Origin of the sequence: Rhodococcus sp. ZPP (genome assembly GCF_017656075.1) — a bacterium.
GTDB lineage: Bacteria > Actinomycetota > Actinomycetes > Mycobacteriales > Mycobacteriaceae > Rhodococcus_F > Rhodococcus_F oxybenzonivorans.
Genome location: NZ_CP058639.1, coordinates 385,066 through 409,794 on the forward strand (window position 1 = coordinate 385,066; position 24,729 = coordinate 409,794).

A 24,729-nucleotide genomic window follows, 5' to 3' on the forward strand; every position below is an offset into this window, starting at 1 on the left:
ACCCATCATCCTCGTGCACCTGCCGAAGACAGCACCGGGACCTGTCATCTTCCCAGTTCAGAGCGCTCTCCGAGGCCGCGGTTCTTGCCTTCCATCCACGCGATCACGTCGAACACGCGCAAGGCCGAGATCTGTTCGGGGGGGCCGGCCTCCTCCCGGATCGACCAGCAACCGGCGATGCCACGCTCCGCCGTCGGCGCGAAGGGCCTTCCGAACCGGGTACAGACGTGTCCGCTCGGTGCCCAGGACCTGACTGACCACCGAAACCGCAGATCGGAAACAGCCGGGGGGTGTGGGCCGGCGATCAGGTTCGTCGCCTTCATCCCGGCGATCCCCGGCAACGCCCACAGGGCCGTTTCCAGGTCCCAGGCGCGCCATCTCGGGGTCAGCGGGTCCGGTACGTCAAACCAGGTCCCGATCCGGGCCCACCGCCCTCAGAAGGGCGTTCAGTGCCTCTGCTTTCCCGTCGAGGATCGCCCGGGTCGCCCCCGCTGGGATCCCCGCCGACAGGAGGTGCCAGCGAGGGCGATCACGGTCGCCCCGCGGTCTGCGCTCAGGCTTGGTCCGGCGCGGCTTCGTCCCGATCAGCCGCGGCCGTCGTCGAATTTCTCGAGGCCGGCAAGCCAGTTCCGGGCCCGACCGAGTGCTACATCCTTGTCAGCGTCGTAGGTGTCGGGCCACTCGATCCCGTAATCGTCGATGCGGCCCAGAATCTGGGTGGCAGTGACGATCCCGTCCTCCACGAGAGCCGCCACGAACACGCGGTCCTTCTCACGACCAGCAATGGCCTTGGACGCACACAGGTCGACCGGATCGAGACAAAAGCCCGTCCGCCCGTATTCCGACCCGTCCTCGACGTACACGCCGAAAGACTCATGAAACGGTGAGCCTTCACCGAGGCGTCCGTTGAGCGTGAGGATCTTCTCCACCACTGCCGGCGACGCCGGAGCGTCGATGCCGCTCCGCGGAAACACATCGACCTCACGCGACAACGTCGCGTACTCCGGCAACTCCGTTTCGTCGTAGGTCCCGAGGATCGACTGGGAGCCGAAGACAATCACCTGACCCTCGTCGAGGTTCGCGCAGGCCGCCTTGATGACCTGCTCGAGCTCCTCGCGGTTCACTTCAGGACGAGCTCACGCAGATCATCGAGGACCTTCATGCGTTCATCCTCGGTCAGCAGCACGTGCAGCGGGGAAAGGTTGCGCATCTCGTTCCCGGTCTCGTCGTCCGACTCCACGATCCGACGAAGGGTCTCGACGTCGTTGTCCTCGACGATGCGTTCCCACCGATCCAGGAAGTCGGTGAAGTACGGGCTGCGACTCACATGCTCGCGGACACTCTGCAGACTGCGGCGTACGCGGACGGTGTCGAGGGGCAGATGCTCGCGCTCGACCTTGTTCAGGATCGCGGTCTGCATGAGCTTCTGCCGGGTGACCTTCATGTTGACGACGGTCATCTCTCGCTCCCTCATTACTTCAGGCCGACTACCGCTGCGGTCGGTGCCCACAGTGTACGGGTCCAGCCACCGTTTACGCAGGTCACCCCCCACTCACACAGCGACAACCCGACCCCCACCCGCCTATACGAATGGGCCTCGGGATAGATCGAGACCCTGCGAATCACCGGGCGCCACGCCTTCCCGAAACTTCTCAGGTCGAACGCATCCGCGGGCGGCATGCTCTGCCGCCGATCACTCTGCCCGATGCCGGCCGGGTGGCCGAATCCGAATCCGAATCCGGGTGTGGGTTCGGTTCCGGGGCGGAGCGAGAAAAGCCCGGATCGATGGTCAGGTCTTCGGTGTGGGCAAAAACCAGCCGCCGGTCGTCGAGCGCGACCGCCCACCGATGCACCGGCGCCCACTCGTGCCCACCACCGCCCGGGTCGGTCACTGCCGCGTAATCCTCGACCACCTCACCGGTGAGGTCGGCCTCGGCGCGCCCGTGGACCAATACCCGGACACCGATCGTCAACTCCGGGCCATCGACCGGCCGCTTGCCGCTGTTTCCGGCCATGGTGGTGCACCTCTTCGCTCGCCGAACACCCGAGATCGAGCACATGCACCGACCGGCCCTGTACGCGAGCGGACGTCGCGGGCCTTACCCGATACAGATCAGCACACCCACGACCAGCACCGCGAGCAGCGAGGCGCCGCCGCAGATCAGCCATGCCCGCGTCGCCCGCTGCCGCCACCGATCACACCGACCACCTCCTCCGCCACCGCGAGCAATCCACCCCGGTTCTCCTCGGGCGCCCGCGATCCGATAAGGCGTCGGGTCGTCGCATCCGCACGTACCGCCACAGCGAACGAGAGCGGAACCACCACCAGCGCCACCACCAGTAGACCGATCAACGCGCCCAGACCCGTCCCGAACTTCGCTCGTCCTTTCCCACCGGCCAGGGTGCCCGGCGTGGGCACCGCACCTCGATGAAGCGATTACCCGAACCCGCGGGCACCACCCCCCTCGCGTGTGACCGAACTGCGCCCGGTGATACCCGAACGAGGTAGCGGGATTCCACCACCGGCCGCCGGCCGGCCACACCCGCCTGCGGGCCTACACGCCCGGCATCGGGAACTTCCACACCGCCACCACAACCACCCCGATGACCAACCCGGCGTAGAGAACGATGCCCACCACACTCACACGCAACACATGCAGCGCATGCAGCACATGAGCGCCCAAATTTGCCGTAGTCCGTGCCATCACAACACTTCTCTTCCCTCAACGTGCAAGATTTCTCCATGGCACCGTCGGTGACAATGCACCACACAGTGAACCGATGTCGGCACCTGCACATCGGCCGAAGTACCGACACCCATACCCGAATCGCGGCCTGGACGGTTCAGGTTCGACGTCAACGTCGCAACCACCCATTCCCGACGCCCGACTCCCCCCACAGAAACTACCGTGCCTCACCTCACACAGGGGTGTTCGAACCTTCCCGGAACCGTCGACCGCGTGAACAGCTCCGAAGATACGGCAAGAGATTGCGGCACAGCAGAATTACCCCCAAGTCTTTTATTCGCCAACGGATGCCGGATTCCCCAGACCCGGCTCCGGCGACGCAGAAACGACGGTTCCGCCATCGCCGACTCCGCCGCAGGCGCACCCCGACCCCGGACTCGGCAGTGTCACCGAATCATCATGTATCCAGCAGTCAACTCGCGGAATCGCACTTACCGGTCGGTAATTCGGGTGGGTGAAAAAATGTGCCATGGCCTGGATCACACTCGCTGGACATGAACACTCCCCGCTCACCACGATCACTGATGCGCCGCTCGCCATTACGAGCGAGTTGACCGTGTAACGCCCCCCAGCTGATACCTAGGTGGGGGCTGCGGCTGGCTGTCCCACCCGCCAACCCGGCCATCGCCGCCGCTTCCGGATTGTCCTCGACCCCACCGTCGCAAGTCCCTGCGACCACGAAGCGCGTCGCCCGTGGCCCGTCGCTCCGATCGTGTCCGTCCAGTCTCGCGCTGGCATCCGCTGCGCGCACGATCAAGGAAGCGGATTGGACTGCCTGCCAACAATGATCGAGAGCGCTCGGGACACCATTGAGGACCACCAACACCGATATCCGGTCCGCACGGCCCGATCTCCTCCTTCGTCACACTCGCCGAGGCCGCCCCGCCCCCGGGGACGGGGGGAAGAATACGGGCCGTGCTGCTGGCTTACTGTGTTCCGGTGGGAATCGAACGCCTGTCACTGGAGTTGCCGGCCGGCTCCGCCGCAGAGGACGCGCAGGCGCAGGCCGTCGCTCAGTTGCGGGCCCAAGGCGTCCACACCTGGTCCGATCTGTCCCTACAGACCATCCTGATCACCGATTCACCCGGCATCAGCAGATACACCTTCAGCTACTGGGTCGACGACGGCGACCGTCACTGACCACCCGCAAACACTTACCCCACAATCACACACGGTGACCCAGTCGAGCAACGCCCACCGCAACCGCCGGGACTACACGGTCTGGATGTTGAGGCAGGTGGGCCGCCTCGGTCGCCTCCGCTAACGAGGAATTTCTCCTGGTATCACGACACCACGCACGGGTCCGGTCACGATCGGCATAACCCGCACCTCCCCTGTAAGCAACCTTCAACCCCAGATCCAGGCAGTACAGGGCGGACAACAGCTCAGCGCGGCCCCGGCGACCCGCCGGACCGCGAAAGCCGGCGATACGGGCGGACAGCGTCAGCACCGCCCTCGATCGTTCCGGCGACGGCCCATCCCAGTCCGGGGAACCGGCTCAGTCCGCTCCCTACGTCACCGCGCCGCGCCTGCGGTGCGGCGCATCGCGGTGTCCCTGACCGCGTGGCCGACGCATCGTGTGGCCGGTCGACCTCCCGCCGGTCCCGGCGGTCAGCATGGCCCGCAACTCCCGCACCCGCAGCCCGGACAACTCGCCGAACGAGTGCGCCCGCACCCCGCGGAACCGCAGCGCGTCCACGGTTTCCGGTTCGTCGTCGACGAACGCCGACAACCACCGCCCCACGGCCCGGCAATGGCCGGCCTTGACCTCGACCGCGGAACGGTAATCCTCACGAGACCGGCACAACAACGCCCGACCAGAGGGAAATCCGTTCCTGCTCAGCCATATCCGGGTCTGCGCCGCGGACGAAACCGGCCTGGTCGTGGAATACACCACCACGAACCCCAGCGCGGCCACCGCCTCCACCAGATCTCGGCCCGGCTCGATAACCGCGGCCTGCCCGACGTGCTCGAAGAACCGCTGCCACGCCTGCCGACGGTTCCCACCCGCATCACCGACGGTCAAATATTCAGCAAATTCTGACAGGTCCGCCAGCCCGCCGTCGAGGTCGAACATCACCACCCGCTCGTTCCCGGTCACCTCCCCGACCCTAATCACACGGCCGGCAGACATGCTGGTGCCACGCCCACACGGGCGAAGGCACTAGGGATAGCTTCGGACCGCGCCCACCGGAGAACCGTGCATGTACCCGCAGCTTCCTCGGGCCTTCGGCGAGCTTCTGACGGTAGGCGGACCGGCCACACAATCGGATACCAAGGTGTCGAATCAGCCGCGCAGCCCGTTCGCCGACGTCAGCCGGGCGCTGACGTCAGCTCGCGACGCCCGAGACTGCCAATGTGATGCCAGTTACTTCCGAGCGATTCTTCTCAACCGTCCACCAGAGGGCCGATAGCATCGCAATCACACCGGTTGACTCGCTCACGAGACGAGGAACGGTGTGTGGAAACCTCCGGACACCCGGACGTCTTCCAGACCACCGATGTCGAGACAAGGCATCAACGCAACACTCACCCCGCTTCGGCTGCGGATGAGGCGCCGCAGCGACTACAGCAGTCACTGCCTGACGGACTCCTCAGCGCCGAAGTGAACCGTGATGCGTTCGTGAAGTATTGCCGTACCACGGTTTTCGCGAACGCTGTTTCAAGGAGGCCACACCAACCACACACCCGCATCGATCGACTGTGCAGACCGTCAGCGTTCGGCGCGATCCCACCATTCGCACCAGTGCGTGCCCGCTCTTGCCGGCGAATCGTTTCACCGCTCGACTCCGAAAGCGACTTATCCCGTAGTGCCTGATCATTCGCACCACCGCATCAACCCGGACTGGCAGCACCACGCCTCCTGCCGCGGCGCCGACACCGAAATCTTCTTCTCCCCCGACGGCGAACGCCGCTCGATCCGGAGCCAACGTGAGCGCGCCGCCAAACAAATCTGCCAAGCCTGCCCCGTGCTCGCCGACTGCCGCGCCCACGCCCTCACCGCCGCCGAGACTTACGGCATCTGGGGCGGCATGTCCGAAAATGAGCGCGCCCACCACACACGGCGTACCCGCCGAACAGCTCGTCACCGCCCCAACACACCCGCAGCGACGAACACAGCAGATCCGAAGGAACGCCACCGTGACCACTCCTCCGCGGTCCATCGGTACGGCGCCTGCCCCGCTCCGCGACCGGAACTGGTGAACGTGCCTCCGTCAACGAGCGGACAGCGCTCCTCAGTTCCCATCCGATAATCGCGCTCCTCCGGCGAAGCAATCCTCCTGAGCGGATCGATCGAACCATCCCCGCACGATGACACCCTGTGCGCTCGTCCTGATCCTCGCCGCCACGGTGGCGATCGTGGGTTCCTCATCGGATCGGGGCGCGCTGGGTGCACTCCGATCTCCCAGCTCCCCGGCAGTGCCCTCTCACCTCCGAACACCCAGCAGTCGGCCCCCCGAGCCAGCGCCGGGCGTGCGAGAGCATCGTGAAATGGCCGGGTGATATCGACGCAGGCACGGCGAACGCTCCGGCAAAGGGACAGTACGTCAGCCGGACAGCCATCGCCGCCGGCGGCATCCATCTCTGCCTCGCCATCCACGAAATCGACACCGGGATCAACCGACCAAGGGACAGTAACTCCCGAACTCGAGAAGGGACCGCACATATCCCGCCTCGGCCACCGCCGTCACCTCGTCGAGGTAAGCCAGGACGGCCGGATCGGCGGTCTCGAGGTCCAGGCACATCTGCTGCGCGACCCACCGTCGAATCGCGTCGTGGGAAGTCATCCCACATCACCCGTCTACCGCGTACCACCGGGGACGGTCCCCACCCATCGGGCCTGCCGAGTGATGTCCGAACGCTGAGCCTTCCGCGGATGCAGTCCCCACCCGCGCCGAGACCAAAATCAGATTCCCCGGCGATCCCCAACCGTGGTCACCTCCCCGCCGAGAGCACCCACATCCGAGTTGCACTCCCCTGTCCAGCTTCGCTGCGGAACCACCTCGACGCCCAGGCCTTCAGCACGAAGGACACCTTCCTCGACAACAGACTCCGACACCGACCTCACCAGCGCCGAGAAGCTCGTCGCACTCCTCGAGAGGGTCGACGACCGGCGCGGAACCACGACGACCTCACGGAGGTGGGCGATGGGGAACTCGACCTATGGGTGTCGACGCAGCGACAGGCCTGCGATCCCCGCAGTTCTCAATCCCCCAGAACACGGTGTAGGCGACAGCACCCCACTTTCGTCGCACAATCAAAGCAAGAGAAACGACCCTTGCTGGGGGTGAACGAAATGCGCCCCGAGGAATCGGCGCCGGCGCCGGCCACACCGATCCGGTGGTGGCGGCTGGGTCCGTGGAGCCGGAACCACCTGATGCGCCGAAGTGACCGCCTCGAGGCCACCGTGGTGTTACTCGCCGCAATACTGATTCTGTTGGCGATCCCCGTCGCCGCCGCGTTCGGAACCGCGACACATACCCGGCTCGAACACCAGACCCAGGCACTGCGCGCCGGCGTGCATCAGGTGTCGGCCGTTCTACTCGAGGACACCCACCCCGCACCCGACACCCTGGAAGTCCCGGTTCGCTCCGCCGCCGGCACCCAGGACACCGCCCGAGCCCGCTGGTCCACGGCGGACGGGCAGCGCACCGAACCAGTGCCCACCGAGGGGCCCGCCAAGTCGGGTCAGACGATCACCATCAGTGTCGACGCCGACGGTAACCTCACCGGCCCCATCCCCAGCAGCCGCGACAACACCGTGCTCGCCGTGAGCGCCGCAGTCGGAGTATGGGCATCAGCCGCCGGCGCCGTCCTGCTTCCCACCGTCCTCGCACACACACTGCTGGCCCGTAACCGGTTGCGCCAGTGGGAACAAGAGTGGACACAATTCGACATGCCGCCGAGATAACCCAGCAACACCGAACCGACTACTCCCGTAATCGTGCCGGTCGGGTCACTGACCACCCCACCCCGGACTGGTCGCGCGCGTGTCAGGGCCCAGTCGCTACCGCTGCGTGCCGGAGGCGGTCTCGTCGCCCACGTCACCAACCCACGCATCTACTGCCCGACCGGCGGGCTCCGCTCGCCCGCCCATGCAACCGGTGACCCGAATCCCAAGCCAGAGTCGAGAACCGGGCATATGACACCGCCCCACGCCGGCGAACCGACAATCACAGGCGACGACCCATCGAACAGTGGCACCGACGCCGACGAACCGTTTCATCCAAGACGCAGCTGAGGGGTACAACCGATCAGATTGCTTCTCGTCCCCGAGTCGCGGTAACCCGCGATCATCAACCTGGAAAAGGATTGTGCGCCGTCAAAGGGGCGCTCCGCGACGGCACCCTCGACGCGGACAAAAAGATCGATAACCCCGCCGCCCAGCCGAAGTTCGGCCGATCCCTGACGGCACATCCTGTAACAACCAGCGTGGCAGGAACGACATTCGTGACGACTCCACCGACCGGACCCCCGACTTCGGTCGGTGGAGTCGTCGAAGGGACAACAACAGGCTCCTGCAACACCCGTCAGGATCCATCCTCCCTCCCGCGTCCCCACCATGTGGACGGGCAACCGACCAAATCGCCTTTCCGATAAGCTCCGCGATCTCGGTAGGTCGCACGGACACAACTAGCGAGCACAATCCCATTCATCCCATCGAATCGTGTTCCCACCGCCCCCGGGCGGGTGTCGCGGGAACCGAATCCTCTAACCTGACGGGTCCGTTACACCCAGAGCATGAGGTAGAACAACTATGGCCACCGACTACGACGCCCCCAGAGTCACCGAATCCGACGAGACGGACACCTCCCTCGAACAACTGACCGCCAGCCGGAAAGACACCCAGTCCCCCGTCGTGGACATCGACACCGCCGAGTCCTTCGAACTGCCCGGCGCCGACCTGTCCGGCGAAGAACTCACCGTCTGCGTCATCCCGAACAGGCCGACGAATTCACCTGCAGCAGTTGCTTCCCCGTCCACCACCGCACCCGACTCGCCGATGCTGCGCAGCTGATCTGCCGGGACTGCGCCTAAGGACATACCGATGACCCGGGGGGCCATGGGTCGATCAGGGAGGCCGCGCAACACCGGGCGCGCCTCCCGGAACTCCTCAGGCCGGACGCCTCCGCGGGCGGCGTGCTCGGCCGCCGATCACTCTTCCCGATGTCGGCCGGAATTGCGCACGGCCGATCGCGCTCCTGGTCCGGGGTGGAACGGTGGGAACTCGGATCGATGGTCAGGTCTTCGGTGTCGGCGAAGACCAGTCGCCCATCGTCGAGCACGATCGCCCACCGATGCACCGGTGCCCACTCGTGCCACGACCGCCGCAGTCGGTCAGTGCCGCGTAGTCCTCGATGATCGCACCGGTAACGTCGGCCTCGGTGCTCCGGCGGACAGCACCCCGGACACCGACCGTCAACTCTGGCCCAATAACCTGCCGGTTTCCGCTATTTCGGGCCATAGTGATGCACCTCTTCGCTCGGCGAAACTCCGGGATCGAGCATAAGCACCGACAGGTCCAGTAGCGACCCGAACTGTACGAACACCTCCGCGATCGGAACGCCGCCGGAGCAGTCGGCCGGCACGGTGCCGTCGGCGGGGACCAGGTGCAGCAAATCCACACTCAGTGGCGCGACAGTCCCCGACTGTGCGATGTCGATGTCGAGTAATTGTGGTGGCGTCGACGTCGGTTCGGGTGAAGTTGTGATCGACGGTTCTCGACGGCGGGTATCGGAGAGCCCGCGGCGGTCCTGAATCTTCCATCCGTGCGAGCGGTAAAGTCGACTGCGGGTGCGTCGACCTGGATCGGGGCAGGGCGTGGTTTTCGGTGTTCCAGTGATCTTCTCCCGAACCGGTGCTCCTCACCACCCTGCACTGGCACCACAGAACCCCGACGACCACTCCACCACGTTCGATGTTTTTCCGCTGGCCACCGGAGAACACACGCTGGATTCGCGTCGCCCACAACGCCCGCACATCCCACCGATACCGCGCCCTTTTGGACATACATCCCACTAGAGCTCACCCAGCCCTGACACCCAAATCAACGACAGCACATCACCGGCTGGGACCCTTCGAGTCCAGTAATCTTGTGTACCCGGGGAACTCGTCACTACCCCAACCGGAGGTGGCGTCGTGGATATTCAGCCAACCCCAGTGTTTCCGGATTCACGCGGGCACCCCCGTCCTTCATGACGCGATCGGCGAACCAGTCACCCTCGCGCGTGTGGAGGATATGGCGGAGCCGGCTCTGGTACCTGTCGACGGACATACCGAAAGTCACGAAGATCTCCCCCGGAGGCGCACCGCCGAATGGCGCCCAGTTCGCGGCGAACTGGATGAGTTGCCTGTCTTCAGCGTTCATTTCGCAGCTCCCGAGAGGTCCGGTGTGGGCCGTCGCCCGAGTAAATTGCCGTCCGGGTCGATCGCCCTGAGGTAGTCGAGTTCCTCGGGGGTCGGTGCAGCCAACGGACGAACGTCTTCGGCGAGCTGGACGTCCCACCCGGTTGCCTCCCGGATGCGCGCGAGCGCGTCGTCGGGTCCCGCCGCCATGTCGGTAAACCAGGCAGCGAGAACGTAAACATCGTCCTGTTTCCTGAGGTGACCGATGTCCGTCGCGATGACGGCGAGCTTCGCGCCGTGGTAGCTCACGAACTCCGCAGCGTCTACGAACTTTCGCCGGTCGGCGGCCACGACGGCGATCGTCGGGACGCGTGATGCGATATCGGTGCTGCCCCCGCCACCGACCAGAAAGTCGCCGGACGGGGTCCGGTTGCTGTTCGCGTTGCCTCTGCTGTCGAGGACGCCCGCCGAGAGCACGGCGATCGTCGTGTCGACCGTCGACGGCAGCAGCATGCCGAGCACCTCGAGAGTGCTGCTGAGGTGGCGGGCGGTGGGCAGGTTCCGGGTGTTGGAGAGCGTGGCGTCATGGGGTCTGGGCACGTAACCGAGAACCCCACTCTCGAAGACGAGGTCCACGACGCGCTCGCTGTCGAGCAGGGTGGCCCTTCCGAGTGCCGCGGCGAGGTGTGAGAGTCCCGCTCCGGCGACCACCGTCCGAACACCCGACGCCTGGCTCATCTGCCCCATCGCGCGGGCTCCCGAGACCGCCAGGCGCTCGCCCAGGGTCACCGACCCGGCCCGGGGTGACTCCGGTTCGGCGTCGAGTTCGTCGATCTTCCAGGACTCGTCCAGGTCCATCGCGAGGAGGTGCTCGATCCGCTCACGGCCCAGCCCGCTCAGGTACGCCCCGCGTGCGGGTTCGTCGATCCAGCGGCGACTGAACACCTCCGCGTCCTCCCTCGTCCGCAGACGCCCCAGTTCGGTGAGGAACTGATAGTCCTCCCCGTAGCCCGCGACCCCCTCCACCCGGACCGGGACCGGTGACGCCGCCGGGTGTGCGCCGAACGGTATGTGGGCGACACCGAGCACGCGGGCCGCGGGTACCCGCACGTGCCCGGCCCAGCGGCGCAGGTCCGGCGGGGACACGATGTGGTCGGCGGTGAGGATCACGCCCCTGCGAGAGGCGTAGACGGTGTGGACGTCCTCCGCGAACGGCGGGAACAGGATGCCGTTGCCCTCCCAGTCGGCGACCGGGCAGTGGATCAGCGACACGTCCGGGCGCAACGCCGGCATGACCGAGCATTCCGTGCCGTCGAACGGATCCACGATTCGGGTCGTACCGCCGTCCCACGCGCCGGCCGGCAGGTCCGTTCCGTCCATCGTCCCTGCCGGCACGAATGGCCACCCGAGCGCGCCGGCGAGGACCCGCTGGATCAGTGCCAGGATGGACCATTCCTCGACGGCAAGCGATCCGTCCTTCATCGCCTGGGCAAGAATAGGGTTGGGGCGCACCGCCGGATAGGTGGTCGCGGCGAACGAGGTGATGAGCTTGTCCACGCCGCCCGAGGCGACTAGCAGCCCGACCTCCGCGCGCAGCGACGCGGAGATGACCGTCAGCCCGCGGAGGCGGCCGGAGCGGGCTTGCCGGATCACCTCGAACAGTGCGGCATAGGCGCGCGTGGAGAGCCACGGGAAGTGGATCGAGGCACCCGAGACGACCTCGTCTGCGATCAACTGATCGAGCGGGCGTACCCGCGAGTGGGCAGGGGCGGTGGCGGTGGCGTCGTAGCGGAAGGCGTCGGCCGCCCGCAGGGGGACTGCGACGTCGGGGAAGGTGATGGGTTCCACCCTGAGAGTCCAATCTGTTTGGTGATGCCGGCTGGTGCCTCGTCCTCGAAGTCCGTTGATCGCGAGAAGACTTCGGGCGCGGGTACTAGAGGTCGAGAACCAGTCGCGGAGACTTCGAACGCCCCACGCAGACGATCATCCGGTCACCGCACGCGCGCTCCTGGTCGGTGAGTAGCTGATCGTGATGCTCCGGCTCGCCTTCGAGGACGCGCACTTCACAGGCCCCGCAGTAACCCTCTTCGCAGTCCGAGAGGAAGTCCGGGATCGCATCGCGCACAACATCGATCAGCGTGCGATCAGTTGGCACGGTCAGCACCGTGCCGGTGCGGCGCAGCTCGACCTCGAAGCTGTTGTCGCCCGTTTCCGTCTGGCTTGCGTCGTCGCTGCGGGGGGTGCTCGATGACGCACCGAAACGCTCCACGTGCAGAGCATCCGGCGCGAACCGCGTGGCTGCATGCTCCTCGACCGCTCGAATCAGGCCCTCGGGCCCACAGCAGTAGATCGCGGAATCGCTTGGCGCACGGCCGAGCACGGTATCGAGGTCGAGCATCCCGTGCAGGTCCTGGGGGACGACCTCGATGTTCCCCGTGCCGAGTTTGTCCAGGTCGTCGAGGAAGGCCATCGACGTCTCGTTGCGTCCGCCGTAGATCAGGGTCCAGGGAACGCCGCGGCGACTGACCTCGCGCGCCATGGCGAGGATCGGAGTGATTCCGATTCCCCCGGCCAGGAACAGGTAGGAGGGGGCGTCGACGAGGCCGAAGTGGTTGCGCGGTCCCCGCACGGACAGCGACCGCCCCACCAATGCGGTGTCGTGGATCTCGCGCGATCCGCCGCGGCCGTGCTGGTCCCGCAGCACCGCGACGGTGTACGCCGCGCGGTCAGCGGGGTCCCCGCACAGCGAATATTGGCGCATCTTCCCCGAGGGGAGGATCAGGTCCAGATGCGCACCCGGGGTCCAGGCCGGGAGCTGCGCGCCACTCGGATCGACCAGCCGGATCGAGACGACATCCTCCGCCTCCCACGTCACCTGTTGCACAAGCAGCTCATACACGCGCTGCAGATCAGCGTCGAGGCCAGCGTTTGTCATGCGAATTCATCCCGTTCACAATTGTTCGTCGTTGCTCTTTTTAAATTGGCGTCGTGGTCTGGTGCGTCCACATCGTGGCGCCACGATGTGGACGCCCTCGCCCGCGGCGCGGTCGGACCGGTCTGGCGTGACTACCCGAGGATCTGGCGATCGTTGATTTGGTGTGTCCAGGTGTACTCGAGCAGACCTTCGGTCCCCATCTCACGGCCGTAGCCGCTGTCCTTCACCCCGCCGAAGGGGGCACCGGGGTCGAATGCGGCCATGCCGTGTTTGTTGATGAACGTGACGCCCGCGTCGATGTGTCCGGCCATTGCCCAGGCTCGGCTCGGGTCGGTGGTCCAGATGCTGGAGGTCAACCCGTACGGTGTCGCGTTCACAAGAGAGATGGCCTCACTGTCAGAGTGGAAGCCTACGATCGGCAGGGCGGGTCCGAACTGCTCGTCGGCGACGATTCGCTCCTCGGCGCGCACCTGCGTGACCAAGGAGGGCAGGTGGAAGTACCCGCCGCTCCACGAACCCTGGTCCCTCGCGCGGCCGAACGACTGCACCTTCGCACCGGAGGCTTCGGCCTCCGCGAGCATCGCGGTGAACCGCTTGAACTGGCGCTCGTTGGCCAAGGGACCCATCGTCACTCCGGGATCGAGTCCGTCGCCGACGACCACGTCCTGTAGGGCATCACCGAGCTTGGCGGTGACCTCCTCGAGCAGGCTGTCATGTACATACAGCCGCTTCACCGCGAAGCAGACCTGACCGGAGGTCACGGTGAACGCGGCCACCAATGTGCGGATCAGGTTGTCATCGACCTTCACGTCGTCGAGCAGTACGGCGGGATCGTTGCCGCCCAGCTCGAACACGCCTCTGCGCAAACGTGATCCGAGGGCCTGGGCGACCGCTCGACCGGCCTCGAGTCCGCCGGTGAAGGCGATCATTGCGACGTCGGGATGCGCGCTCAGCGCGGCACCGACGCGCTCGCCGGTGCCGGTGACGACGTTGACGACGCCGGGGGGCAGCACTGCGCCGATCGCCTCGATGGCCTTGAGCACGCCCAGTGACGCGAACGGGGAGGGTACGGCGACGATCGTGTTGCCCGCGAGCAATGCCGGGCCGAGCTTGACGCCCAGCAGTGCGATCGGCCAGTTCCAGGGGACGATCGCCCCGACGACGCCGACCGGACGGCGGCGGACCTCGAGTCGGCCGGTGTCATCGCACCGGCGGTCGGTGAGGACACGGTCCAGCGCGTCGAGATCGTTGAGGTAGTGCGACCACGCCCAGGGTGGGGACTGGAAGTCCATCACCGACTCCGCGAGAATCTTGCCCATCTCCCGGGTCAGCGTCTCCGGAGCCGAAGGGTCGATCGCCGCCAGCTGTGCGCCGGCCTCGGCGACCATCGCCGCCCGCTCGGCGAGGGGAAGGCGCGCCCACTCGAGTTGGGCCCGCTTCGCGGCGGTTACTGCGACATCGATGTCGATTGCGGTTCCGTCCGGTATCGACCCGACGATCTCACTTGTCCGTGCCGGATTGATGACCGGGATCCGCTCGCCGTCACTTCCCGCATGCCACCGGCCGTCGACATACATCTGCATATCCAGTGCGCTCACAGCAGCACCACTCCCTTGGTGATTTCGTTCGCGGCCAACTGGTCGAGGGCCTTGGGGACCTCGTCCAGTGCGAAGGTGGCGTCGATGACCGAATCCAGCGGCAGCCGCCCGTCCATGTAGAGGTCGACGAAGGCGGGTATGTCCCGCTGCGGGAGGATCGACCCGGCGTAGGTGCCGGTCAGCCGCTTTTGCATCAGGAACCCGAACAGGTCGAAGGTGGCGGTCACCGATGCGTCCATCACGCCGATCGCAACCGCCAGTCCGCCGGGACGGACGGACTGCAGCGCGGTCTCCAGGGTGCCCTGTGCCCCCACCGCGTCGAACCCGTAGTCGGCGCCCCTGCCGCCGGTGAGGTCACGGATCGCGTCCACCGCGTCCGATCCGGATGCCGTAATCGTGTGCGATGCCAGGCCCAGATCCTTGGCACGGTCGAGCTTGCGGGCGGCGATGTCGACCGCAATCACCGACGTGGCCCCCATCGCCCGAGCACCCATCATTGCCGCGAGTCCGACACCACCGGCGCCGATCACGACAACACTGCTTCCCGGTCTGACCTCCGCGCGGACGATGGCTGCCCCCAAACCTGTCGACCAGGCACATCCGAGCCCAGCAAGCTTGTCGAGCGGCGCGTCTTGTCGAACCTTTACCGTCGCCGATGCCGGCACGACCGCGTATTCGGCGAAGGAACCCTGACAAAAGAGGGTGTGCACGTCGTCATCGCCGGACCGGAGTCTGGTGGTGCCATCAAGCATTGTTCCTGAAAAGCCGACCGCGCGTTCGCAGAGTGCGTACTCTCCGCGCAGGCACTGGAAGCACGCGTGGCAGGAGGTGATGATCGAGCAGATCACGTGATCGCCGACGGTGAGGCCGTCTACCCCCGGACCGAGCTCGTCGATAACACCTGCGCCTTCGTGTCCGAGGACGATCGGTCGCGGCGAGGGCAGGTGTCCGGCCAGCACCGAGACATCGGTGTGACATATTCCGGAACTCACCAGGCGGACCCTCACCTCGCCCGCCTGTGGGCTGGGCTCCGGCAGCTCCTCGATCTCGATCTGACCGACTCCGCGGCTGACTGCAGCTCTCATGTGTATCTCCTGCACGTGGTGTGATGTGTGGGAAGCGTCCGAATAACGCTGTGTTCGTTTACTGTTGAGGGGTGAAGACAATCGGAAGTGAGCCGATGACTCGCGTCTGCCCCTCCGAGATCCGCACCGCGGCCGGGTCGACCACTCGGTAGTCCGGGATCCTGCGGAGGACCTCGTCGACCATGATGGAGAGCTCGAGCCGGGCCAGCGGCGCTCCCGGGCAGCGGTGCACACCCGCACCGAACGCGAGGTGCCGGTTCGGCCTTCGGTCCAGGACGATCGTGGCCGGTTCCTCGAAGGCGGCGTCGTCATGGTTTGCCGAGAGCCAGGACATCCACACCCGCTCGCCCTCCGGGATCACTGTCCCTGCTACCTCGACCTCACAGGTGGTCGTGCGGGCGAAGCCCGGGACCGGTGTGACGTAGCGCAGGAACTCTTCGATCGCGGTGGGCAGCAACTCGGGCCGCGCCTGCAGCTGCGACCGCAGATCGGGGTGACGGTCGATCAGGGTGAAGATGTGGTTGGCCGCAGCGGCGGTTGTTTCGCCGCCCGCCCCGGTCAGGGACAGGTAGATGTCGAGCGCCTCCTCCTCGGTGACCGGACGGTCGTCGATGGTCGACGCGAGCAGGTGGCTGGCGAGGTCTTTGGTCGGGTTCTCCCGGCGGTCCGCAATCAGCCGAACGTAGTAGTCGCGGATTTCCATCTGCAACGCCATCCCTTCCTCCGGTGAGGTGACCGAGACCAATCCCAGCGACCAAGCACTGAAACGGGATACGTCCTCGTCGGGAATTCCGAGCAGCCAGGTGATCACCCGTGAGGTCAGCGGGAAGGCCAGGTCCCGCGCCAGATTCGCCTCGCCCGCCGCGGCGAACCGTTCGATCAGTTCCACGGCGTGCTTGCGGATCTCACCCTCGAGTTCGGCGATCCTGCGCGCGCTGAACACGACATTGAGCAGCGACCGATACTTCGAGTGCTCCGGCGGGTCCGACTCCATGGGAATGAACGGCCGCGGCGCACCGACCGATGGCAATGTGATGGTGGGGAGGGACGAGAACCGTGCCGTGTCCCGAGTCGCCGCCTCGACCTCCTCATAACGAGTCAGCGCCCAGAAGCCGCCGTGGTTTTCGCTGTGCTGGACGGGACACTTGGCCCGCATGTCGCTGTGAAACTCCTCAGGATCATCAAGAGTGGCGACGTAACGGTTGTCGTAGTTGCTGTTGCTGATGTCCATTGCTCCCCCAGAATTGGGATGGGCGGCCAGAAGCCGGTGATTGTGTCGTGTGCCACATTGGGCGTTACGTAGACAGTAAAGCCTTCCGATCGGAAGGTCAATGGCTGATTCCGTGAAATCCCACAGAGCTCAACGCATCATCGATCTGAAAGCAGAACCCCGCCGACTGGCCGCCACACCACTCGCGCGCCCGGCAACAGAACCGGATACCCGGTATCTCGGCTCTTTTGGCCGGCGACGATCCCGCGAGCCCCCTTTCGGCGCTAGTCTGATGACTCAGTCACCATGTGCGCGATTGAGAGCCGTCGATAATCGGATCCGATCCATCTGCGACACAACATGATCTGACGCCGAGCATCCGCGGCGGAGTTGGCCGCCGCCGGGTTCGAGGGGGCGGAGGAGATCGGCCGCGGCGGCTTCGGCGTCGTCTACCGCTGCCGGCAGATGCCCCTCGATCGCACCGTCGCGATCAAGGTCCTCACCTCCGATCCGGACCCGGAGAACCTCGAACGGTTCCTTCGCGAACAGTGCGCGATGGACCGCGGGTCCGGGCACCCGAACATCGTCCACATCCTCCAGGTCGGCGCCGCCCCGACCGGGCGGCCGTACATCCTGATGGAGTATCACGAACACGACTCCCTGGAGGTGCGAATCCGCTGGTCGGGCCCGTTCGCGTGGGGCGAAGCCCTCCGCCTCGGGGTGAAGGTGGCCGGCGCGCTCGAGACGGCGCACCAACTCGGCACCCCTCCACCGCGACATGAAGCCGGCGAGCATCCTGCTCACGGACTAGGGCGACCCGCAACTGACGGACTTCGGCATCGCCCGGGCGGGCGGCTTCGAGACCTCCACCGGCGCGGTTATCGGATCACCGGCGTACACCGCCCCGGAGGTCTTCAGGGGGCGATCCCCCACGCCGGCGTCGGACGTCTACCGCCTCGGCGCGACGCTCTTCTGCACGATCACCGGTCATGCGGCGTTCGAACCGACCGCGCGCGCTGCTCCAGGGACGGCTCCTGCTGGCTGCCTGCCTGTCGTCAGCGGACCGCACCCCGGAGCCCGAGGACGTCCTGGTGCCGGCTGCCGCGACCTGCACTCGACCTGGGCTCATCCGACTCCTGTTGGGTGGCGGGCCGTTCAGGGCAAGCTGGACGGCGGTCGATGGCGTCCGGAGTGGCCGCCGATCCCGAGTAGTTTCCTGGCGGACGCGTTCGGCGCCGCGCGCCCGCCGTAGCTCCGTGGTCAGGCCTAGTGGCGGCGTCGTCAGGCCGAGTGGCGGCTCGCGTCCGTGAGTGCGCGCGCGATGGCGAGCGCGGTGACCCGCACATGGTCGGCGAGCCTGGGGTCGGCGCAGATCTGGGAGATGGGCCCGCAGACCGAGATCGCGGAGGCGCACGCCCCGGGAACTCGGACGGGTGCGGCGATGCAGCCGTACCCGATGACCATCTCCTGGCGGTCGTACGCGACTCCGGACCTTCGAATCTCGGCGATCTCTCGGCGCAGTCGCCCGCGCGAGGGGATCGAGTTCTCGGTACTGCCCGTCAGCACCGGATCGCCGACACGGTCCAGTTCGGACGGGTGCGCATTGCTCAGGAGTGCCTTTCCGAGTCCCGTGCAGTGCGCGGGCAGCCGCCCGCCGACGCGGGTCGGTATCACGGCGGCCGCGCGCCCCCCCGATCTTCTCCAGGCACACAATGTCCGGCCCGTCGAGCACGGCGAGGTGTACGACATGCCCGGTCATCCGGTGCAGTTCGTGCAGGCTCGGGAGGGCGACGCGGTGCAGGCCGGCCTGGTGCACGGCGAGCGAACCCAGCTCGACCAGGCGCATGCCGAGCTCGTATCTGTGCCCGTCGCGACGCACCCACCGCAGCTTGACCAGGCTGACCAGCATCCGATGTGCTGACGAGCGCGGAAGGCCGGTGTACTCGGCGACCTCGTTCAGCGTGAGCTGACCGCGGCCGTCGAAGGCGTCGAGGAGCGTCGAGATCCGGTTCAGCACCGTTGTCGGAGGCCTGTGTTCGGCGTGTGTTGTCATGTCATCTCCTTGTTGTGGCCACGCTCAGCACCCGCGCCCGGCCGTCCCGGCTCACCTCTCGGTCGTGACGTGTTCCCGCTTCTCGGCGCGGAAGCCCTCCTCGGTACGACCGCGCCGCCAGTACCCCGAGATGGACAGCCACCTCGGGTCGACGGCGCGCTCCGTGCGCAGGTACGGCCGCAGGTTCGCCATCACGGTCCTGGCCTCGCCGTGCACGAAGGCCTGGACCTGCCCAGGCAGCCACCGCGCGCCGCGGACGGCGGCGATCAGCGGCGCGCGGTCGCCCACCAGGTGGTCGGGGGCACGATCGGGCGGGGTCCCCCGGTGGACCCAGTGCACGTCCACGCGGGCCGAGGTCTCGAAGTCCACCTCGTCGTGCGGCCCCGCGACCTCGACGAACACCTGCGCGGTCGCGTCGTCGGGGAGCGCCTCGACGGCGGCGGCAATCGCCGGTAGAGCGGACTCGTCCCCGACGAGCAGGTGCCAGTCGGCCTCGGGATTCGGCGAGTATCCGCCGCCGGGGCCGATGAACCGCAGGGCCTCCCCGGCGGCGACGGTGTCCGCCCATGGTCCGGCGACACCCTCCGCACCATGAACGACGAAGTCGATCGCGACCTCCCGCCTGTCGTCGTCCACCGACCGGATCGTGTAGGTACGCAGGACCGGGTGATCCTCGGGCGCACAGCAGGCCCGAATGACGTCGAGATCGACCGTATCCGGATACGCGACACCGGGTTTGAAGAAGACCAGCTTCACGTAGGCGTCGGTGGAACCATGAGGGGTGAAGTCGTCGAAGCCGGATCCTCCCGCGAATATCCGGACCATGTGTGGGCCGATTCGCTCGGTTCGGGTCACCGTCATCGTGATGATTTTGCGCACCACACACTCCTCTCGTCAGCGGGGAGTTCGGTCTCGCCAGCGTCGGCGACGATGTCCTCGAGGGACGTGTCAACAGTCATGGCAGGTCAATCCGCGAGTGAGATCGACGGCTGTGACAGAGAACGGCGCACGTCTCAGCGCCACTTCGAGTAGTCGGCCGGACGCTTCTCCATGAACGCGTCGCGTCCCTCGTCGACCGATTCGGCCGGCACCCCCATGGCGATCATGTCGAGGCCGTTGACCATGGTGTCGTAGGAGTAGTTCCACCAGACGTTGCTGCCGGCCTTGGCGATCTGAAGCGCCTGGGGATGCAGCGCGAGCAGCCGCTCGGCCCATTCGCGTGTGGTCGACTTCAGGTCGGCATCGTCGACGACCGCGTTGACCCACCCCCACTCGAACGCCTGCTGCGCCGGGACCTTCTCGCTGAAGAAGACGATCTGCTTCGCCCTCTTCTCGCCGATCTGCAGCGGCAGAACGTTCGTCCCGCCGAGGACGGGGCACGCCCCGATCATCGTGCCGGCCTGACCCAGGCGCGCACTGCGCGCGGCGATCGCCAGGTCGGCGGCGATGACCAGCTCGTTGCCGCCGCCGACTGCGATCCCGTTGACCATCGCGATCACGGGCTTGCGGCAGGATCGAATCGACGTCATAGCTCGCAGGGCGTACACCCCCGTGTCAACCAGGCCCTTCTTCGTGAACTCCCGCACGTCCCCGCCGGCCGAGAAGGCGCGGCCGCTGCCGGTCAATACCACCACGCCGACCTCGGGGTTGACCGAGAGGCCGTCGAGCAGGTCGGCGAGACGGTGGAACTGGGCGGGGCCGAACGCGTTCAACGTCTCCGGCCGGTTGAACGTGATCCAGGCGATCCGGTCCTCGATCGAGAGGAGGATGTCCTCGTCCGATCCATGATATCCGTTCAGTGACATGGTGATTCCCTTCTAGTTCGGTGTGTGGCTAGTCCCACCACAGGGTTCGGTCGAAGACCGCCTGGGCGAGGAAATTCTTTTGGATCTGGCTTGCTCCCTCGACGATGATCAGCTGCTTGGCATCGCGGTAATACATCTCCACCGGGTGGTCCTTGATGTATCCGGCGGGCGCCGAGCAGTTGGACCGCGATGCCGGAGACTTTGACGGCGGTCTCGGCCGCCATCAGCTTCGCCATCGACAGCAGGGGCACCGCGGCCTTGCTGTCCTCGGACCCGCCGATGAGAATGGGCAGGGCAGGCAGTCGGGTGAGCAGCAGCATCAGGGCAACGGTGTTGGAGTACTTCGCGACTCCTCGATGGCAATCGTCAGGCCCCCGGTTCCGGCGCCGGACCCGCCGAATTCTTCCGGTGTCGCCAGTCCGAGCAGGTCCGCCCCGAGCAGGGCCTTGAAGACGTCATCCGGGTACTTGTTTTGGTGGTCTATTTCGATCGTGCGCGGCTTCACCACCGTCTGCGTGAATCGTCTGACGGTCCGCGCTAGCTCGACGTCCTCGTCGGGAGATGCGGCATACATGATTTCTCCGGGTGCCCTGAAGGGGATGTGGATCAGGCTGGGAGGCCCCATCGAGCAAAGCACATGCCGACGCCGTAGCCGGATTCGGTGCGATAGGCCGGTACGTAGTCGATGATCTCCGCGGGGGTGTCGGCGCAGGCGTCGGCGATGATCCAGTCGGTGATCTCCGCCGTTCCGTTGAGGCGCAGCGGCAGGCCGTGTTTCTCGTGGGCCAGGCGGAGTTCGTCGTCCTCGATCTTGCGCCAGGTCTCGAGGTCACTCGATTGCATGGCAGCCAGCACTCGCGAGTCCAATTCCTCGTCCAGCACCAGGTGGCTCAGGCCACCCGAGGCCAGTACCGCGACCCTCGCCGGCGACGGGTCGGCGTTGATCGCCGCGCGCAGCGCCTGGCCGAATGCCACACACCGGCGCACGCTCGGCACATTGGGCGGGTTCCACACGTTGGTCACGATGGGCAACAGCGCGAGCCCGGATTCGGCGAGGTCGAGGAACCGCATCGGCCAAGTGACCGCGTGTCCGATACCGTAGTCGTCCGAGGTCTCCGATGTGTGTGCCACATCGAACCCGTTGTCACACAGGTTCTTCAGAATACCCAGGCCGAGGTCGCGGGCGATCGGCATGGACACCCGGAACTGGTCGGGGCCCTCGTCTCGCCGGTTGGCGGCGCTGGCGTCGAGATGGTCGGCGAGGAACATCTCGAACACCGGCGCGGATCGCGGACCGAAGTTCTCGCCCTGATCGCTGCCCACAATGAGCAGCACATCGGCCTCCGCCGCCAGGATCGAGGCGCGTAGTTGCTGTGTCGCGCTGTCGAAGCGCGCCTGGTGCTCGTCCCAATGGTCGCGCACGTTGCCGACCAGATGATCCAGAGACGGACGCGGGATGTTCGGCTCGAGCGCGGGCCAGTCGGAGACCGGTGCGATCAGCGCGGGGCTGTGGGAAGTACCGTAAACTCCTACAAGGTTTGCCATGTGTCCTCATGCTCCAGTGTCGATGATGCGGTTGTGCTGGCGGCCGAGCCCCGTGATCTCGCTTTCCAGAAGGGATCCGGGGCGTAGCCACTGCTGGGGTGTGCTGGCCAGGCCGACCCCGGCCGGGGTGCCGGTGCTGATGACGTCCCCGGGTTCGAGTGTCAACGTCCTGCTCAGGTCCGAGATGAGCGTGGCGACGTCGTGAATCATCAGGTTGGTCCGTGAGCGCTGCTTCTCGACGCCGTCCACCCAGCACCTCAGCTCGAGATCCTGAGGATCGGGGATCTCGTCGCGGGTGACGATGAACGGTCCGAACGGTGACGACCCTTCGATGCTCTTGCCCTTCCACCACTGATTCCGCGACAGCTGCACATCCCGGGCGCTGACGTCGTTGAGCACCGCGTACCCGAAGACGTGATTCAACGCATCCGGCACTGCAATGTTGCGGCCGGCTCGTCCGATGATCACCGCCAACTCGACCTCCCAGTCCAGCTGTGTGCTCACCCGCTCGTCCCAGGCGATGGCGTCGAAGGGGCCGCAGACGCTGCGCACGTCCTTGGTGAAATACACCGGCGCGTCGGGCACGTCGATCGCGCCGACGGCGCGCTCGGACTCCTCGATGTGCTCGCGGTAGTTGACTCCGACGCAGATGACGTTTCGTGGAAGGCGGCCCATCGGGGCGACCAGTGTGAGCGCGCCGACATCGCCGGCGACATGGTCGGATCCGTCCCGGGCGCAGATCTGTCCGAGCATGTCGATCCCGTCGATGCCGAGTTCGACCCATCCGGCCATCGTGCGCGGCAGGTCATCGCTGCGCAGTTCCGCCAACCTGGTCACGTCGATGACCGAATCATCGCCGCGGACCACACCGACGTGGGGCACACCTTCGGACAGGAACGAACACAGACGCATGGGAAACCTCTCGATTGGACGAACGAACAGAAGCGATCTACTGCGGCCCGGGCACCCGGTGGACACCGAGTATGCGCAGCTGATCCCGTAACTCGGGCGAGAGACCCGGCCATCGGCCGGCCGCAATGTCCTCGAGCAGCAGCGCCTCTCGTTCGACCCTGGCGCGGCCACGCTCGAGGACCTCCTCGGCCGATTCGAGAGGAACGACCACGACACCGTCGTCGTCGGCGACGACCACATCGCCCGGCCGCACCGTGGTGCCGCCGGCCACGACGGGGGTGTTCACCCAGCCCGGGCCGCCCTTGGTGGTGCCGGTGGCAGAGATCGTTTTCGCCCACACCGGCAGCGGCAGCCGGCGCAGCTCGCGGACATCGCGAATCCCGGCGTCCACGACGAGCCCGGCCGCCCCGCGAGCAATCAGGATGCTCGCGATGATCTCGCCGACCATCCCGGCCGTCGACGGCGCCAGATTGGCGACGACCAGCACGTCCCCCTCCTGGCACAGGTCCAAAGCGGCCAACAGCATCAGGTTGTCACCGGGCTGGTTCAGGCACGTGACGGCGGGGCCGGCTACCCGGGACCCCTCCACCAGCGGCTTGATCGCCGGATCCATGAGCCCACTGCGCCCCTGCGACTCGTGGACGGTCGCGACCCCGAGATCGGCGAACTCCGCCGAGAGCGGGCCCGCGCGCCGGTCCACGTGGTCGAGAATGGACGGGCTGATCAGATGGTTGGTCATCGGAACAGGTCCCCGGCCGCGGGCAGGAAGCTTTCGAATGCCTCCGCGTGGGTGACCTGCCTGCCCAGTAGCAGCCCGGCCATGATCGCCCGGTACCGGGCCCGCTGCTCGTAGACGTCGATCATGAACTCCTGCACCTGCGAGCAGCGCATCATCTCGAGCTTCTGCTCGGCGACGTCGCTGATGTCGATGTAGGTGTCCGGCTTGAAATCGCAGAACTCGGGGAATTCCGGTTCATAGCCGTGGATTTGGCCGACAACGAAACGGGGGAGCTCCGGCAGGCGTCCGTGTGCACGTGACCAGATCGCGGCGGCCTCGACGAGGTCGGCCGTCGCGACGTGATCGGGGTTGTTGGGGTCTCGTCGGCCGTGGGTGAGTACGATATCGGGTCGAAGTTCGCGGAGCAGCCGAACCATTTCGAGGCGGCGATCGTCGTCGATGGCCATCGGGTAGTCGCCCCAGTCATAGGTGCGTAGTTCCACACCGGCCACGGCCGCGGCCTTCTCCGCCTCTCCCAGGCGGAGCGCTCGGACCTTCTCGGCCGTCTGGCCGGGCTCAGCCCACGCCGACGCGGACTCACCTCGCTCCCCCATCGACAGGCACACGACGGTTACGTCCGCCCCGGCTTGGACGTACTTGAGAATTGTTCCGCCCGTGCGCCATACCCAGTCCATGCCGTGCGCGCTGACGACTGTCACTTTGGTCATGTCTCGTGTCTCCTTGTTTCGTGTTCGCTCGAGGTCGGTGTTGCGG

The 24,729-nt window shown here is 66.4% G+C and carries 24 protein-coding genes and 5 pseudogenes; 6 read left to right on the forward strand and 23 right to left on the reverse strand.

Annotation, left to right across the window (positions count from 1 at the left end; translation table 11 throughout):
• Positions 1–584: 584 nt before the first annotated feature.
• The 5 genes and pseudogenes from HYG77_RS33060 to HYG77_RS33080 all read right to left on the reverse strand — a co-directional run bounded on the left by HYG77_RS33060 (position 585) and on the right by HYG77_RS33080 (position 2,705).
• Positions 585–1,124 (reverse strand): hypothetical protein, encoded by a 540-nt coding sequence (locus tag HYG77_RS33060; protein WP_208963853.1) that lies wholly within the window; start codon positions 1,122–1,124, stop codon positions 585–587.
• Complete coding sequence (locus tag HYG77_RS33065; RefSeq protein WP_208963854.1) at positions 1,121–1,459, reverse strand: hypothetical protein; 339 nt, start codon at positions 1,457–1,459, stop codon at positions 1,121–1,123. Before HYG77_RS33065 ends, HYG77_RS33060 begins: the two co-directional genes overlap by 4 nt.
• Positions 1,460–1,693: 234 nt before the next feature.
• Positions 1,694–2,015: pseudogene (locus HYG77_RS33070) on the reverse strand (hypothetical protein).
• 84 nt (positions 2,016–2,099) lie between these two features.
• A pseudogene (locus tag HYG77_RS33075) lies at positions 2,100–2,401 on the reverse strand (hypothetical protein).
• Positions 2,402–2,555: 154 nt separating this feature from the next.
• Positions 2,556–2,705, reverse strand: coding sequence for a hypothetical protein (locus HYG77_RS33080; protein WP_208963856.1), 150 nt, complete (start codon positions 2,703–2,705; stop codon positions 2,556–2,558).
• A 981-nt stretch (positions 2,706–3,686) separates the two neighbouring features.
• Here HYG77_RS33080 and HYG77_RS33085 point away from each other — a divergent pair.
• A complete protein-coding gene (locus HYG77_RS33085; RefSeq protein WP_208963857.1) occupies positions 3,687–3,887 on the forward strand; it encodes a hypothetical protein in 201 nt (66 codons plus the stop codon).
• 370 nt (positions 3,888–4,257) lie between these two features.
• On the opposite strand, the gene HYG77_RS33090 is transcribed toward HYG77_RS33085, so the two are convergent.
• Positions 4,258–4,848: an HAD family acid phosphatase gene (locus HYG77_RS33090; protein WP_244461468.1), complete on the reverse strand. Its 591-nt coding sequence runs from the start codon at positions 4,846–4,848 to the stop codon at positions 4,258–4,260.
• Positions 4,849–5,557: 709 nt separating this feature from the next.
• On the opposite strand from HYG77_RS33090, the gene HYG77_RS33095 reads away from it, so the two are divergent.
• The gene (locus tag HYG77_RS33095) at positions 5,558–6,001 is read left to right on the forward strand and encodes a WhiB family transcriptional regulator (protein ID WP_208963859.1); all 444 of its coding nucleotides are present in this window, start codon (positions 5,558–5,560) and stop codon (positions 5,999–6,001) included.
• 363 nt (positions 6,002–6,364) lie between these two features.
• On the opposite strand, the gene HYG77_RS33100 is transcribed toward HYG77_RS33095, so the two are convergent.
• Entirely contained in the window at positions 6,365–6,535 is a 171-nt protein-coding gene (locus tag HYG77_RS33100) for a hypothetical protein (protein WP_208963860.1), read from the reverse strand.
• Positions 6,536–7,044: 509 nt separating this feature from the next.
• Between HYG77_RS33100 and HYG77_RS33105 the strand changes: the two genes are divergently transcribed.
• Together HYG77_RS33105 and HYG77_RS33110 are read left to right on the forward strand one after the other, a co-directional pair.
• On the forward strand, positions 7,045–7,659 hold the full coding sequence (locus HYG77_RS33105) for a hypothetical protein (RefSeq protein ID WP_208964247.1): 615 nt from the start codon (positions 7,045–7,047) through the stop codon (positions 7,657–7,659).
• A gap of 846 nt (positions 7,660–8,505) precedes the next feature.
• Positions 8,506–8,786, forward strand: a pseudogene (locus HYG77_RS33110) (DUF4193 domain-containing protein).
• A 117-nt stretch (positions 8,787–8,903) separates the two neighbouring features.
• On the opposite strand, the pseudogene HYG77_RS41035 reads toward HYG77_RS33110, so the two are convergent.
• The 7 genes and pseudogenes from HYG77_RS41035 to HYG77_RS33140 all read right to left on the reverse strand — a co-directional run bounded on the left by HYG77_RS41035 (position 8,904) and on the right by HYG77_RS33140 (position 16,943).
• A pseudogene (locus HYG77_RS41035) lies at positions 8,904–9,213 on the reverse strand (hypothetical protein).
• A gap of 651 nt (positions 9,214–9,864) precedes the next feature.
• On the reverse strand, positions 9,865–10,116 hold the full coding sequence (locus tag HYG77_RS33115; protein WP_208963861.1) for a hypothetical protein: 252 nt from the start codon (positions 10,114–10,116) through the stop codon (positions 9,865–9,867).
• The gene (locus HYG77_RS33120; protein WP_208963862.1) at positions 10,113–11,942 is read right to left on the reverse strand and encodes a CoA-transferase; all 1,830 of its coding nucleotides are present in this window, start codon (positions 11,940–11,942) and stop codon (positions 10,113–10,115) included. Before HYG77_RS33120 ends, HYG77_RS33115 begins: the two co-directional genes overlap by 4 nt.
• A gap of 85 nt (positions 11,943–12,027) precedes the next feature.
• Positions 12,028–13,029, reverse strand: a complete 1,002-nt coding sequence (locus HYG77_RS33125; protein WP_208963863.1) for a PDR/VanB family oxidoreductase — start codon at positions 13,027–13,029, stop codon at positions 12,028–12,030.
• Positions 13,030–13,160: 131 nt separating this feature from the next.
• Complete coding sequence (locus HYG77_RS33130; RefSeq protein WP_208963864.1) at positions 13,161–14,627, reverse strand: aldehyde dehydrogenase family protein; 1,467 nt, start codon at positions 14,625–14,627, stop codon at positions 13,161–13,163.
• Positions 14,624–15,712: a zinc-binding dehydrogenase gene (locus HYG77_RS33135; RefSeq protein WP_208963865.1), complete on the reverse strand. Its 1,089-nt coding sequence runs from the start codon at positions 15,710–15,712 to the stop codon at positions 14,624–14,626. The genes HYG77_RS33130 and HYG77_RS33135 overlap by 4 nt, the downstream gene beginning before the upstream one ends.
• A 58-nt stretch (positions 15,713–15,770) precedes the next feature.
• On the reverse strand, positions 15,771–16,943 hold the full coding sequence (locus HYG77_RS33140; protein WP_208963866.1) for a cytochrome P450: 1,173 nt from the start codon (positions 16,941–16,943) through the stop codon (positions 15,771–15,773).
• Positions 16,944–17,251: 308 nt separating this feature from the next.
• Between HYG77_RS33140 and HYG77_RS33145 the strand changes: the two are divergent.
• Positions 17,252–17,925, forward strand: a pseudogene (locus HYG77_RS33145) (serine/threonine-protein kinase); the annotation flags it as partial.
• A 278-nt stretch (positions 17,926–18,203) separates the two neighbouring features.
• Here the strand turns inward: HYG77_RS33145 and HYG77_RS33150 are convergent.
• Positions 18,204–18,596: an IclR family transcriptional regulator C-terminal domain-containing protein gene (locus HYG77_RS33150; RefSeq protein ID WP_208963867.1), complete on the reverse strand. Its 393-nt coding sequence runs from the start codon at positions 18,594–18,596 to the stop codon at positions 18,204–18,206.
• A 73-nt stretch (positions 18,597–18,669) separates the two neighbouring features.
• On the opposite strand from HYG77_RS33150, the gene HYG77_RS33155 reads away from it, so the two are divergent.
• Positions 18,670–18,843, forward strand: a complete 174-nt coding sequence (locus HYG77_RS33155) for a hypothetical protein (protein WP_208963868.1) — start codon at positions 18,670–18,672, stop codon at positions 18,841–18,843.
• A gap of 183 nt (positions 18,844–19,026) precedes the next feature.
• Here the strand turns inward: HYG77_RS33155 and HYG77_RS33165 are convergent, their stop codons facing one another.
• The 8 genes from HYG77_RS33165 to HYG77_RS33200 all read right to left on the reverse strand — a co-directional run bounded on the left by HYG77_RS33165 (position 19,027) and on the right by HYG77_RS33200 (position 24,683).
• Positions 19,027–19,854: a siderophore-interacting protein gene (locus HYG77_RS33165; protein ID WP_348273599.1), complete on the reverse strand. Its 828-nt coding sequence runs from the start codon at positions 19,852–19,854 to the stop codon at positions 19,027–19,029.
• A gap of 134 nt (positions 19,855–19,988) precedes the next feature.
• On the reverse strand, positions 19,989–20,780 hold the full coding sequence (locus HYG77_RS33170; protein ID WP_147437036.1) for an enoyl-CoA hydratase/isomerase family protein: 792 nt from the start codon (positions 20,778–20,780) through the stop codon (positions 19,989–19,991).
• A gap of 28 nt (positions 20,781–20,808) precedes the next feature.
• Positions 20,809–20,937 carry an acyl-CoA dehydrogenase family protein gene (locus tag HYG77_RS33175; RefSeq protein ID WP_280123338.1) on the reverse strand — a complete coding sequence of 43 codons (129 nt, stop codon included), beginning with the start codon at positions 20,935–20,937 and terminating at the stop codon, positions 20,809–20,811.
• A 162-nt stretch (positions 20,938–21,099) separates the two neighbouring features.
• A complete protein-coding gene (locus HYG77_RS33180) occupies positions 21,100–21,354 on the reverse strand; it encodes an acyl-CoA dehydrogenase family protein (protein ID WP_208963871.1) in 255 nt (84 codons plus the stop codon).
• A gap of 32 nt (positions 21,355–21,386) precedes the next feature.
• Positions 21,387–22,325: a hypothetical protein gene (locus HYG77_RS33185; RefSeq protein WP_208963872.1), complete on the reverse strand. Its 939-nt coding sequence runs from the start codon at positions 22,323–22,325 to the stop codon at positions 21,387–21,389.
• A gap of 6 nt (positions 22,326–22,331) precedes the next feature.
• Complete coding sequence (locus HYG77_RS33190) at positions 22,332–23,237, reverse strand: fumarylacetoacetate hydrolase family protein (RefSeq protein ID WP_208963873.1); 906 nt, start codon at positions 23,235–23,237, stop codon at positions 22,332–22,334.
• A gap of 37 nt (positions 23,238–23,274) precedes the next feature.
• A complete protein-coding gene (locus HYG77_RS33195; protein ID WP_208963874.1) occupies positions 23,275–23,976 on the reverse strand; it encodes a 4-carboxy-4-hydroxy-2-oxoadipate aldolase/oxaloacetate decarboxylase in 702 nt (233 codons plus the stop codon).
• The gene (locus HYG77_RS33200; RefSeq protein WP_208963875.1) at positions 23,973–24,683 is read right to left on the reverse strand and encodes a PIG-L deacetylase family protein; all 711 of its coding nucleotides are present in this window, start codon (positions 24,681–24,683) and stop codon (positions 23,973–23,975) included. Before HYG77_RS33200 ends, HYG77_RS33195 begins: the two co-directional genes overlap by 4 nt.
• Between the last annotated feature and the right edge of the window lie 46 nt (positions 24,684–24,729).

Bases quoted from the DNA above. Each gene is read 5' to 3' on its own strand.
- HYG77_RS33190 (WP_208963873.1), bottom strand. From the start codon at position 23,237: ATGCGTCTGTGTTCGTTCCTGTCCGAAGGTGTGCCCCACGTCGGTGTG.
- HYG77_RS33140 (WP_208963866.1), bottom strand. From the start codon at position 16,943: ATGGACATCAGCAACAGCAACTACGACAACCGTTACGTCGCCACTCTT.
- HYG77_RS33195 (WP_208963874.1), bottom strand. From the start codon at position 23,976: ATGACCAACCATCTGATCAGCCCGTCCATTCTCGACCACGTGGACCGG.
- HYG77_RS33135 (WP_208963865.1), bottom strand. From the start codon at position 15,712: ATGAGAGCTGCAGTCAGCCGCGGAGTCGGTCAGATCGAGATCGAGGAG.
- HYG77_RS33180 (WP_208963871.1), bottom strand. From the start codon at position 21,354: ATGTATGCCGCATCTCCCGACGAGGACGTCGAGCTAGCGCGGACCGTC.
- HYG77_RS33125 (WP_208963863.1), bottom strand. From the start codon at position 13,029: ATGACAAACGCTGGCCTCGACGCTGATCTGCAGCGCGTGTATGAGCTG.
- HYG77_RS33200 (WP_208963875.1), bottom strand. From the start codon at position 24,683: ATGACCAAAGTGACAGTCGTCAGCGCGCACGGCATGGACTGGGTATGG.
- HYG77_RS33100 (WP_208963860.1), bottom strand. From the start codon at position 6,535: ATGACTTCCCACGACGCGATTCGACGGTGGGTCGCGCAGCAGATGTGC.
- HYG77_RS33155 (WP_208963868.1), top strand. From the start codon at position 18,670: ATGCCCGGTCATCCGGTGCAGTTCGTGCAGGCTCGGGAGGGCGACGCG.
- HYG77_RS33105 (WP_208964247.1), top strand. From the start codon at position 7,045: ATGCGCCCCGAGGAATCGGCGCCGGCGCCGGCCACACCGATCCGGTGG.
- HYG77_RS33185 (WP_208963872.1), bottom strand. From the start codon at position 22,325: ATGGCAAACCTTGTAGGAGTTTACGGTACTTCCCACAGCCCCGCGCTG.
- HYG77_RS33065 (WP_208963854.1), bottom strand. From the start codon at position 1,459: ATGACCGTCGTCAACATGAAGGTCACCCGGCAGAAGCTCATGCAGACC.
- HYG77_RS33115 (WP_208963861.1), bottom strand. From the start codon at position 10,116: ATGAACGCTGAAGACAGGCAACTCATCCAGTTCGCCGCGAACTGGGCG.
- HYG77_RS33170 (WP_147437036.1), bottom strand. From the start codon at position 20,780: ATGTCACTGAACGGATATCATGGATCGGACGAGGACATCCTCCTCTCG.
- HYG77_RS33080 (WP_208963856.1), bottom strand. From the start codon at position 2,705: ATGGCACGGACTACGGCAAATTTGGGCGCTCATGTGCTGCATGCGCTG.